Genomic DNA, 10,733 nt, shown 5'->3' on the forward strand with positions numbered 1-10,733 from the left:
CCGTATCGGCAGAATCCTTGGCCACCGCCACCCCCGCCCGGGTCGACCCGGTAAAGGACATCATGTCCACGTCCCTGTGCCGCGACAGCCCCGCGCCGACAGTAGGCCCATCGCCATGGATCAGGTTGAACACCCCCGCCGGATAGCCGGCGTCATGGATCATCTGCGCATAGACCGCCGCTGACATTGGCGTATGCTCCGACGGCTTCAGCACGCAGGTGCAGCCGGTTGCCAGCGCCGGCAGCACTTTCAGTGCAATCTGGTTCACCGGCCAGTTCCAGGGCGTGATCAGGCCGCAGACCCCGATCGGCTCGCGCACCAGAATATCGCCGTTGGCCAGGGTCTCGCGCAGCTGCTGGGATTTCAGCGCCTCCAGAATTCCTTTCAAGTGGCCAATGCCCGCATCCGCCTGGTCGTTCCGCGCCATCGAAACCGGCGCGCCCATTTCCGCGCTCAAGGCCTGCGCCATCTCCTCGCGGCGCGCGTTGCTGATCTCCAGCAGCCGCTCCAGCAGCGCAATCCGCTCGTCGCGCGAGGTGCGGGAAAAGCTGTCAAACGCCGCCTTGGCCGCCGCCACCGCAGTGTTCACATCCGTCTCATCGCCCAGGATAATGCTGCCGATCTGTTCTTCCGTCGCCGGGTTCAGCACCGGAAATTCGCGGCTGGAATGCGGTGCCACCCAGGCGCCGCCGATATAGAATTTTTTCAGGTCCATCAGATCAGTCTCACTATTGCCTGGTGATTGCAGTTCAGGCGCCCGGAAAGGCCAGGCTGGCCACTGCAGCCGAGCCGGGACCGGCCCTGCGGTCTCAAAGACAGTGGAGGGCTGGCCTGCCGCCGTCAAGCACGGGCGGACCCCTGCCAAACACTCTTCCACCCCTCCCGCACTGCCTGTGCTGGCAGCAAAGAATGACCGCCCTGCCGCCGCCCCGGCACATCAAAAACGACAGAATGGATGGGCTTTGCGAAACACGCCGGCTGCGGGCTGGGCGCATCAGTCTCCGGCAAAGACGCCCGCCGCGGCCTGGCACCGGCCTGGGCCGGATTGAAGATTTCACCGGGCAAAGGCTGGGCGCCGCTACTTCAGCAGCGTCTGGACAAGGTCAGGCGTTCAGTTCCGCTGCGGGACAGGCCCCAAAGCGGTCTCAGGCCTGTTCCTGCTGCATCTGTTCGACCATCTGCCGGGCGCGCTTGCACTGCAGCTTGTCGCGCAGCGGGCTGTCGGGGTCGATGTCCTTTGCGCAGACCACGCATTTGTCGGCGCCGGAAATCGCATTGAGACCGCCGCAGCTGCCCTTGATCTTCTTGCCCATCAGGATCACCCCCAGCGACATGCCCAAGGTGACAATCAGCAGCAGGATAAAGGCCAGAAGAAAGGTGCTCATGGGGGTCCCTCGCAGGATAGCTTGGCAGCGGCTTCAGTTTCCGGTCAGCGCCTCGAACGCGCTGCTGGCAGCGGTCATATAGGCATCCGCACCGGCTTGCACGTCCCGATCGATGAAAAACACGGCAAGTTTATGCGCTTCGGCAAGCTCCAGGCCGTTTTCGCGGCCCAGAACCAGCATCGCGGTGGCCCAGGCATCCGCCAGCATGGCGTTCTCCGCAATCACCGTGACCGAGGCGGTGCGGTGCGTCACCGGCCGCCCTGCCACCGGGTCGAGGATATGGGAATAGCGCTCGCCCTCATACTCGAAATAGTTGCGGTAGTCGCCCGAGGTCGCCAGCCCCAGATTGCTGACCGGCACGATCAGCTGCACTCTCTGTGCCGCGGCATCGGGTTTCTCGATGCCGATGCGCCAATCCTCACCCTTGGCATTTTCGCCCTTGGCCACCAGATCGCCGCCGATCTCCACCATGTAGCGGTCTACCCCGGCCCCCTCCAGCGCCGCCGCCACTGCATCAACGCCATAGCCCTTGGCGATGGCTGACAGGTTGATGCCGGTCTCCGGCGCGGACTTCTTCAGCGTGCCCGCCGCGGCATCCAGGGTCAGGAGCCGGGCCTGCCCGACCCCATCCAGCGCCTTTTCAATGGCGTCATCGGACGGCACCGGGTCCTCGGGTTTGCGCGGGCCGAACCCCCACAGCTCTATCAGCGGGCCCAATGTCACGTCAAACTTGCCGCCGGTCTTTTGATGCACGTCGTTGGCTGCGGCCAGCACATGGGCAAACTCCGGCGACACCCGCACCGGCGCAGTGCTGCGGGCGGCGGAAAAGGTAGAAACTTCCGAGGCCGGATCCCAGTTCGACATCTTGGCGTTGACCGACGCCAGCGTTCCCTCCACTGCCTCGCTTAATGCGGCCTGGTCCAGCTCATTGCCAATCGCAATGACACTGTAGGTGGTGCCCATTGTCTGCCCGGACAGGCGGACCTCTTCCGGCGCACTGCCGAACCAGCAGCCCTGTAGCAGCAGGACAGCGGGCAGGATCAGGACAAGCAGAAAGCTTTTGGGCATTGGGGCATCTCCGGCGGCAATTCTGGCGCTGCTATGCCCCTGCCCCGGCCCAAAGTCAAACATGGCGCCTGACAGGGCGTTTCACAGGGCGTCAGAACTTCAGCGGCACAAAAGCCAGCGCCAGCAGGCCCAAGGCCGCAGGCACCCCGAACAGCCAGGCCCGCAGCCGCGCATTGGGCGCTTCAGTCTTCCAGGTCTGGCGGTACATGTGGCCGCAGACCACCACCAGAAAAACGGTCAGCGCGCCGGTGACGGGGGTCAGGTAGAGGGTCTCGAACATGTTGTTTTTCCGCCGTTGTTAGCGCTCGCGTCATTTCCCCCCTTCCCGGATCATATTCCGCCGCTAAGATGGGGGCATGACCTGATGCAGGATACAGGAGGAAACCCCGCGCATGGCACCGTTCTCATACCAGCCTCCAACCCGGGGCGACAAGGCCGGACAGAAAAGCCACAGCCAATCGCCAGAGTCGAATTTATCGCACGGCCAGTCCACCGTTGCCAAACTGCTGGAGGCCAAGGGCGACGCGATCTTCTCGATCCGCCCGAAAGACACCCTCGGCCACGCGGTCGAGGCGCTGAAGGAAAAACACATCGGCGCACTGGTGGTCACCGACCAGAATGGCGCACTGCAGGGCATCCTGTCGGAACGCGACATCGTGCGCCGCCTGGCAGAAACCCCCGGCCACACCCTGCCGCAGCTGGTCGAGGACATCATGACCCGCGAGGTGCAGACCTGCGGCCCGGACGAGCTGCTGATCGATGTCGCCAAGGTGATGAACGAAGGCCGCTTCCGCCACCTGCCCGTGCTGAAGGACGGTAAGCTCTGCGGCATGATCACCGTCGGCGACGTGGTGAACTTCCGCCTGCAAGAGCTGGAGTATGAAGCCCTGCGGATGAAGCAGATGATCGTCGGTTAAGCAGCACCAGCGAATGTTTCCGGCAACTGCACCGGTCCGGGCCTTGTGTCCTGCGCCGGTGCATAAAGACACGAATGTCAGCCTGCTCAGCAACAATGCTGCCGTTTGCAGCACGATGCGCCAGAGGCCGCTTGGCGGACGAGGACGGCTTTTGCAGGCGCTGCTGGTTTTCAAGCAGCATTTCCCCGCACCTTCGGCAGGCCAGCGCGATGCCGGCCCCGTGCCGTACGGCAAAGGCCCCGGCAAAAAACCGCCGGGGCCTTCTTATCTTCCACAACCCGGTATGCGTCATGTTTCCAACCGGGGTTTTTGATGGTCCGCTCTGCGCTCCGGCTCAGCCGCCAAAGTCGTCCAGCATGATATCCTCGCGGTCCACGCCCAGATCCAGCAGCATGTTGATCACCGACTGGTTCATGATCGGCGGGCCGCACATGTAGAACTCGCAGTCTTCCGGCGCCGGGTGGTTCTTGAGGTATTCCTCGAACAGAACGTTGTGGATAAAGCCGGTGTAGCCTTTCCAGTCGTCCTCGGGCTGGGCGTCAGAGAGGGCGACGTGCCATTCAAAGTTGTCGAACTCCTCGGCCAGCTGGTCGAAGTCCTCGACAAAGAACATCTCTTTTTTCGAGCGCGCACCGTACCAGAAGCTGATCTTGCGGTCGCGGTTCTGCAGCCGCTTCAGCTGGTCGAAGATATGGCTGCGCATCGGCGCCATGCCGGCGCCACCGCCGATAAAGACCATTTCCTTCTGGGTGTCGCGGGCAAAGAACTCGCCGAACGGACCGGAAATGGTAACCTCATCGCCCGGCTTCAGATTGAAGATGTAGGACGACATCTGACCGGCGGGAATACCCTCGGATCCCGGCGGCGGCGAGGCAACACGGACGTTGAGCATGATAATGCCCTTCTCGTCCGGGTAGTTCGCCATCGAATAGGCGCGCTCGACCGGCTCAGCCACCTGGGATTTGTACTGCCACAGATTGAAGCGGTCCCAATCCTCGCGGTACTCTTCCTGAATGTCGAAGTCGGTATAGGCCAGCTGGTGCGCAGGTGCCTCGATCTGGATATAACCGCCGGCGCGGAAGTTCACATCCTCGCCTTCGGGCAGTTCCAGCACCAGCGCCTTGATGAAGGTCGCCACGTTGTCGTTCGAGCGCACCTTGCAACGCCACTTCTTGACGCCGAAGACTTCCTCGGGCACCTCGACTTCCATGTCCTGCTTGACCGCAACCTGACAGGACAGGCGGTCGCCGCAGCCCGCTTCGCGCTTGGTGATATGGCTTTCCTCGGTCGGCAGGATCGAGCCGCCGCCGGAATGCACCCGCACCCGGCACTGGGCACAGGTGCCGCCGCCGCCGCAGGCGGAGGGGACGAACAGTTTTTCCGCCGCCAGCGTTTGCAGCAGTTTGCCGCCCGCAGGCACCGAGATGGTTTTTTCACCGTTGATGGTGATGTTGACGTTGCCAGTTGAGACCAGCCGGGAGCGGGCAGCCAGAATGAGGGCCACCAGTCCCAGCACGATCACTGTGAACAGAACAACGCCGAGCGTGAAAGTTTCCATGTTTCCGCGCTCTCCTTACAGTTTGACGCCGCTGAAGGACATGAAGGCCAGCGCCATCAGTCCCGCGGTGATAAAGGTGATGCCCAGGCCCTGCAGACCGTCCGGCACGTCGGAATATTTCAGCTTCTCGCGCACGCCCGCCATCGCAGTGATCGCCAGCGCCCAGCCAAAGCCGGAGGAGAGGCCGTAGGTCGCTGCCTCGGCAAAGTTGTAGTCGCGTTCCACCATGAACAGCGATCCGCCCAGGATCGCGCAGTTCACCGTGATCAGCGGCAGGAAGATCCCCAAGGCGTTGTAAAGCGGCGGGAAATACTTATCCAAGATCATCTCCAGGATCTGCACCATCGCCGCAATCACGCCGATATAGGAAATCAGGCCAAGGAAAGTCAGGTCCACATCCGGAAAGCCTGCCCAGGCCAGCGCACCTGGTTTAAGCAGATAGGTCAGCAGCAGGTTGTTGGCCGGAACCGTGATGGCCTGCACCAGCATGACGGAAATCCCCAGCCCCAGCGCGGTCGAGATCTTTTTCGACACCGCGATGAAGGTGCACATGCCCAGAAAGAAGGACAGCGCCAGGTTTTCAACAAAGATGGCCTTGACGGCGAGTGAAATCAGCCCTTCCATCAGTGCGCCTCCACGGATTGGATTTTGAATTCACGCTCTTCCACCTGGTTCGGTTTCCAGGTGCGGAAGCCCCAGATCAGCAGGCCGATGATAAAGAACGCCGAGGGCGGCAGCAGCAGCATGCCGTTGGGCACATACCAGCCGCCGTTGTTCACGGTTTCCAGAATGGTGATGCCAAACAGCGATCCGGCGCCGAACAGCTCGCGGATGAAACCGACCAGCATCAGAATCAGGCCATAGCCCAGCCCGTTGCCGATGCCGTCAATGAAGGACGCGACCGGCGGGTTCTTCATGGCGAACGCCTCGGCGCGGCCCATCACGATGCAGTTGGTGATGATCAGGCCGACAAAAACCGACAGGGTTTTTGAAATCTCAAAGGCATAGGCCTTCAGCACCTGATCCACCAGGATCACCAGCGAGGCGATGATGACCATTTGCACGATGATCCGGATCGAACCCGGGATCTGGTTGCGCAGGATCGAGATGAACATGGATGAAAACGCGGTCACAAATGTCACCGCCAGGGTCATCACAAACGCCACCTGCAGAGAGGATGTCACCGCCAGCGCCGAGCAGATGCCCAGAACCTGCAGGGTGATCGGGTTGTTGTCGACCAGCGGGTCGACCAGCATGTCTTTCTTGGTCTGCGCCATCTCAGAGCTCTCCCGCTTGCAGGGCGTCCAGGAAGGGGGCGTAGCCCTCTTCGCCCATCCAGAATTTCACCAGGTTGTCCACACCGACAGAGGTCAGCGTCGCACCGGCCAGCGCATCAACGTGATGCTCCGGTCCGGCTGGACCTTGCGCCTTGGCAACAGAAATCTGCAACGCACCGCTGTCGTCATGCAGTTTCTTGCCCGGCCACAGCGCCTTCCAGCGCGGGTTGTCCACCTCGGCGCCCAGACCCGGTGTTTCGCCGTGCTGATAGAATTGCAGACCAAAGATGTCGTTGCCGTTTTCCTCAACCGCGATGAATCCATACAGCGTCGACCACAGGCCATAGCCGTGGATCGGCAGGATCACCTTGTCGAGATCGCCGTTTTCCTCGCGCAGCAGGTAGACGGTCTTGTAGCGCGACTGGCGGCCGATGCCGGCCGGATCAACGTCCAGTTCGCGGCTCAGCTCCGGATCCTGCGCGGCGGCCAGATCGTCAAAGCTGGCAGCGTCGAACTGGTCGGTGAATGCACCGGTCTGCAGATCCAGCACCTGCGGTTCAAACGCGGCAAAGGCTTCGGCCACATCTGTGCCAGGCTCATACAGGCCTGCCACTTGCAGCACGTTCAGCTGCTTGTCGCGTTTGCGGTTGGTCTCCTGCACCGGGCGCAGGCTGACGGCGGCGGAGGACACGATCATCGAGGCCACCAGACAGACGGCAACAGCGATGAACACGGTCTTGCCAACCGAATCCGGCGATGCGGCGAGGAAGCGGCCGATCAGGCCTTTGCTTTGGGTATCAGCCATGGCGGCGCGCCCTCCGTTTGATGTTTGCCTGCACGACGAAGTAATCGATCAGCGGTGCAAAGACGTTGCCGAACAGGATCGCCAGCATCATGCCTTCGGGGAAGGCCGGGTTCAGCACCCGGATCAGCACCACCATCACCCCGATCAGCGCGCCATAGATATAACGGCCCATGTTGGTGTGGCTGGCCGAAACAGGTTCGGTGACCATGAACACCAGGCCAAAGGCATAACCGCCCAGCACCAGGTGCCAGTACCAGGGCATCGCAAACATCGGGTTGGTGTCGGAACCGATCACGTTCAGCAGCAGCGAAAACGCGATCATGCCACCCAGACAGCCCGCAATCAGGCGCCAGTTGGCAATCTTGGTGAACAACAGAAACGCCAGACCGATGGCACAGGCCAGGGTCGAGGTCTCACCAAAGCTGCCCTGGATGGTGCCGATGAAAGCATCCGACCATTCGATGCCCTTGGCCGCCAGCGCCTGCACGCCATCCGCGGCGGAGACACCCAGCGCGGTGGCGCCGGAAAACCCGTCAACCGGGGTCCAGACAGAGTCGCCCGACATATTGGCCGGATAGGCAAAATACAGGAACGCGCGGCCCGTGAGTGCGGGGTTCAGAAAGTTCTTGCCGGTGCCGCCAAAGACTTCCTTGCCGATGACAACGCCAAAGATGATGCCAAGCGCCACCTGCCACAGCGGCGCCGAGGCCGGCATGATCAGCGTGTACAGCATCGAGGTCACAAGAAAGCCCTCGTTCACCTCATGCCCGCGCACGGTGGCAAAGATCACTTCAAAGATGCCGCCTGCAACCAGCGTCACGATGTAGATCGGCAGGAAATACAGGAACCCGTGCGCGATATTCGCCATCGGGTTCGCCGCATCCAGCGAAATCCCCAGCGTGTTCAGGATGGCAATCCGCCAGCCGCTGGCCGCATCGGCCCCAAGCGCGGCAATCGCCGAATTCGCCTGATAGCCGGTGTTCCACATGCCCCACAGGATGCAGGGGATGGTGGCGATCACCACATAGGTCATGATCCGCTTCATATCGACATATGAACGCGCGTGCGGCGCAGCGGTGGTCACGGTCTTGGGGGTGTAAAGAAAGCTCTCCACCATCTCGTAGACGGGGAAAAGTTTCTCGTATTTGCCGCCCTTTTCAAAGTGCGGCTCGATTCTGTCAAAGAAGCTGCGCAATCCCATCCGGCTCAGCCCTCCTTTTCAATCTTGGCGAGGCAGTCGCGCAGCGCTTGCCCGTATTCATACTTGGCCGGGCAGGCAAAGCCGACGAGGCCCAGGTCCTCCTCGTCCAGCTCCAGCGCACCCAGCGCCTGTGCGGTATCGGTGTCCATCACCAGCAGCGCCCGCAGCAATTGCGTCGGCAGGTAATCCTGCGGCATCAGCTGCTCAAAGGTGCCGGTAGGCACCATCGCGCGGCGGCCGCCATTGAGGTTGCTGGTGAGGCTGAACAGCTTGCGGGTCAGGGCGGAACCCAGCACCGGCTGCACCGCGTATTTGCTGCCCATCGGGCGGATCCAGCCCAGCGGGATCTGCTTGCGGTCTTCCCCGATGATCGCAACCTGGCGGGCAAAGCGGCCAAGGAATGCCAGCGGACCGGCGGCAGCCCGGCCCGACAGGATAGAGCCTGAGATCACCCGCACCGGACCGTCCGAAGCGATCTCGCCGCGGGTCAGCTCATCGGTGGAGGCGCCCATGACGGTACGGACCAGACGCGGCGTGCGCGCTGCGGGACCAGCCAGCGCCACCACGATGGAGGGGTCCACATAGCCGGTCTGCAGCAGTCGGCCGATCGCGATCACATCCTGATAGGAAACCGTCCAGACCTCCTCGTCGCCCTTCACCGGATGCAGGAAGTGGATGTGGGTGCCGGCCAGACCGCTGGGATGCGGGCCGGAGAAGGCCGCCGCCTCAACCCCGGCAATGTCCGTGCCCGGAATGCTGTCGCCTGCCTTCTGACACAGATAGGTGGCGCCCTCGGTCAGCAGGGTCAGCGCTTTCAGACCTGCTGCAAAAGCCTCGCCCGCGTCATTGATAATCAGCGCGGCATCCGCGGCCAGCGGCTCGCTGTCCATCGCGGTCACAAAGATCGCGCCCGGCTTGGTGCCCGGCACCGGCATCTTGGAATAGGGACGGCTCCGGAACGCGGTCCACAGGCCGGCCGCGCACAGCTTTTCGGTCAGCCCCTCGGCGGTATCGCTGTTTCCGGTGGCGGAAAAATCAACGCCCTTGTCCTCGGCATCCGCAACCGCGATCACCACGCTTTCCAGCACCCGGCGCGCACCGCGGTTGATCGCCACCACCTTGCCGGTCATGGGGGCGACCATCACCGCGTCTTCGGCATCTTTGTGGCAGAACAGCGGAGTTCCGCGCTGGACCTCCTCGCCTTCCTGCACCAGCATCCGGGGTTTCAAGCCCAGGTAGTCGGGACCCAGAACCGCCACCGACGTGATGGCCGGGCCGGGGTGAATGACCTGCTCCGGTGCGCCTGTCACCGGCAGATCCAGCCCCTTCCTCAAGTTAAATGTCTTCATATTTGCGCTACGTCCTTGTGAGGCCGATTCCCGTGGCGGTTCTTATCTGTTTCCGGCGGCGGAGACAAAGAGAACGCAGGCTTGCGGTCGCTTTTGGCTCTTTACCAGCCGGGTCCGGCCCTGTTTGATCCGGCGCACTCGAATCAAATTTGCCGCCGAATGGCAAGGGCACCGCCCCGCCTCCCGGGCAGATTCCTCCGTGATGGCAGCTTCTAAGCCAGAATACCGCTTCCGGAGGCCGCCAATGCGTCAGAAGCGGGCGCTGGAAACGGCAATCCAAGCCCCTGCCTGTGGACAAACCGCCCCGGCAGCGCAGTCTCTGCCGGGGCGGTTCGCCGTGATGGCGCTAACGCTTGCGGCGCCCGGCGCATGATTCGCGACAGGCGTCTCTTTTTTGCGGATGCATTACGCCTCCCAGACGGCCTGCGGCGCGCCCATCAGGCCGCGGTCGACAGTGATCCCCAGACCCGGCGCCTCCGGCACCAGCACCCCGCCGTCCCGCACAGGCGCGTCGAACGCGGCCGTTTTCAGCGTCACCATATCGCGGCAGTCCAGAATGCAGCGCAAGGACCGTTCCGGCACCGTCGCGCCCAGATGGGCAATCGCGGAAAACGCGATGGCAGAGCCGACCGTATCCTGCACGCTGACTGTCGCGCCTGCGGCCAGGCACATGTCCCGCTGCCGCCGCCCGTGGGTCAGCCCCCCGGCCTTGGAGATCTTGAGGCCGATACCGTCAGCCGCATCCTCGGCCAGCATCAGCGCTATGTCCTCATCCTGCTGCACCAGCTCATCCAGAATGATCGGCACCGTGCAGCGCTTGCGCAGCGACATCGTCTCGCGCCAGGTCTTGCAGGGCGCCTCCAGCACAAAGTCCAGTCCATCCGGCAGCATCCGCAGCATCCGCAGCGCGGACTCCACCGTCAGCCCGCCATTGGCATCGGCCAGAAAGAACTCGCCCGGCTGCCGGTCCGCCAAGCACTCCCGGATGCGCGCGGCGTCCAGCGCCGGCCCGCCGTCGGCATCCAGTGCGCCGATTTTCACCGAATGGCCCAGATAACCCATCTCGCGGTGCTGCGCGACGCGGGCGCGCATGTCTTCTGGGGGGCCTGCATAGATCGAGGAGATCACCGGCAGGCGCTTGCCGGTCGATCCGCCCAGCAGCTCGCAGACCGG

At 62.8% G+C, this 10,733-nt stretch carries 13 protein-coding genes; 2 read left to right on the forward strand and 11 right to left on the reverse strand.

Annotation, left to right across the window (positions count from 1 at the left end):
* From VOI29_RS18150 to VOI29_RS18165, 4 genes are all read right to left on the reverse strand, one after another.
* The coding region (locus VOI29_RS18150; protein WP_323781829.1) for an aldehyde dehydrogenase family protein at positions 1-715 on the reverse strand (715 nt) is incomplete at its 3' end.
* Positions 716-1,145: 430 nt separating this feature from the next.
* Entirely contained in the window at positions 1,146-1,385 is a 240-nt protein-coding gene (gene nqrM, locus VOI29_RS18155) for a (Na+)-NQR maturation NqrM (protein ID WP_323781832.1), read from the reverse strand.
* Between the two features lie 33 nt (positions 1,386-1,418).
* On the reverse strand, positions 1,419-2,453 hold the full coding sequence (locus VOI29_RS18160) for an FAD:protein FMN transferase (protein WP_323781836.1): 1,035 nt from the start codon (positions 2,451-2,453) through the stop codon (positions 1,419-1,421).
* A 91-nt stretch (positions 2,454-2,544) separates the two neighbouring features.
* Positions 2,545-2,733, reverse strand: coding sequence for a hypothetical protein (locus VOI29_RS18165; RefSeq protein WP_024092709.1), 189 nt, complete (start codon positions 2,731-2,733; stop codon positions 2,545-2,547).
* Between the two features lie 112 nt (positions 2,734-2,845).
* Here VOI29_RS18165 and VOI29_RS18170 point away from each other — a divergent pair, with 112 nt between their 5' ends.
* Both VOI29_RS18170 and VOI29_RS18175 read left to right on the forward strand, forming a co-directional pair.
* Positions 2,846-3,370, forward strand: coding sequence for a CBS domain-containing protein (locus tag VOI29_RS18170; RefSeq protein ID WP_323781840.1), 525 nt, complete (start codon positions 2,846-2,848; stop codon positions 3,368-3,370).
* Positions 3,371-3,428: 58 nt separating this feature from the next.
* Positions 3,429-3,683: a hypothetical protein gene (locus VOI29_RS18175; protein ID WP_323781843.1), complete on the forward strand. Its 255-nt coding sequence runs from the start codon at positions 3,429-3,431 to the stop codon at positions 3,681-3,683.
* 21 nt (positions 3,684-3,704) lie between these two features.
* Here the strand turns inward: VOI29_RS18175 and nqrF are convergent, their stop codons facing one another.
* The 7 genes from nqrF to VOI29_RS18210 all read right to left on the reverse strand — a co-directional run.
* Entirely contained in the window at positions 3,705-4,928 is a 1,224-nt protein-coding gene (nqrF, locus tag VOI29_RS18180) for an NADH:ubiquinone reductase (Na(+)-transporting) subunit F (RefSeq protein ID WP_323781846.1), read from the reverse strand.
* A 15-nt stretch (positions 4,929-4,943) separates the two neighbouring features.
* Complete coding sequence (gene nqrE / locus VOI29_RS18185) at positions 4,944-5,552, reverse strand: NADH:ubiquinone reductase (Na(+)-transporting) subunit E (RefSeq protein ID WP_024092714.1); 609 nt, start codon at positions 5,550-5,552, stop codon at positions 4,944-4,946.
* Positions 5,552-6,205 carry an NADH:ubiquinone reductase (Na(+)-transporting) subunit D gene (locus VOI29_RS18190; RefSeq protein ID WP_323781849.1) on the reverse strand — a complete coding sequence of 218 codons (654 nt, stop codon included), beginning with the start codon at positions 6,203-6,205 and terminating at the stop codon, positions 5,552-5,554. The genes nqrE and VOI29_RS18190 overlap by 1 nt, the downstream gene beginning before the upstream one ends.
* 1 nt (position 6,206) lies before the next feature.
* Positions 6,207-7,010 carry a Na(+)-translocating NADH-quinone reductase subunit C gene (locus tag VOI29_RS18195; protein ID WP_323781852.1) on the reverse strand — a complete coding sequence of 268 codons (804 nt, stop codon included), beginning with the start codon at positions 7,008-7,010 and terminating at the stop codon, positions 6,207-6,209.
* Positions 7,003-8,211, reverse strand: coding sequence for an NADH:ubiquinone reductase (Na(+)-transporting) subunit B (locus tag VOI29_RS18200; RefSeq protein WP_323781855.1), 1,209 nt, complete (start codon positions 8,209-8,211; stop codon positions 7,003-7,005). The genes VOI29_RS18195 and VOI29_RS18200 overlap by 8 nt, the downstream gene beginning before the upstream one ends.
* Positions 8,212-8,216: 5 nt before the next feature.
* Positions 8,217-9,560, reverse strand: coding sequence for a Na(+)-translocating NADH-quinone reductase subunit A (locus VOI29_RS18205; protein ID WP_323781858.1), 1,344 nt, complete (start codon positions 9,558-9,560; stop codon positions 8,217-8,219).
* A gap of 405 nt (positions 9,561-9,965) precedes the next feature.
* The coding region (locus VOI29_RS18210; RefSeq protein WP_323781861.1) for a mandelate racemase/muconate lactonizing enzyme family protein at positions 9,966-10,733 on the reverse strand (768 nt) is incomplete at its 5' end.

The organism is Leisingera sp. (assembly GCF_034669605.1).
In the GTDB taxonomy this organism is placed as follows: domain Bacteria; phylum Pseudomonadota; class Alphaproteobacteria; order Rhodobacterales; family Rhodobacteraceae; genus Leisingera.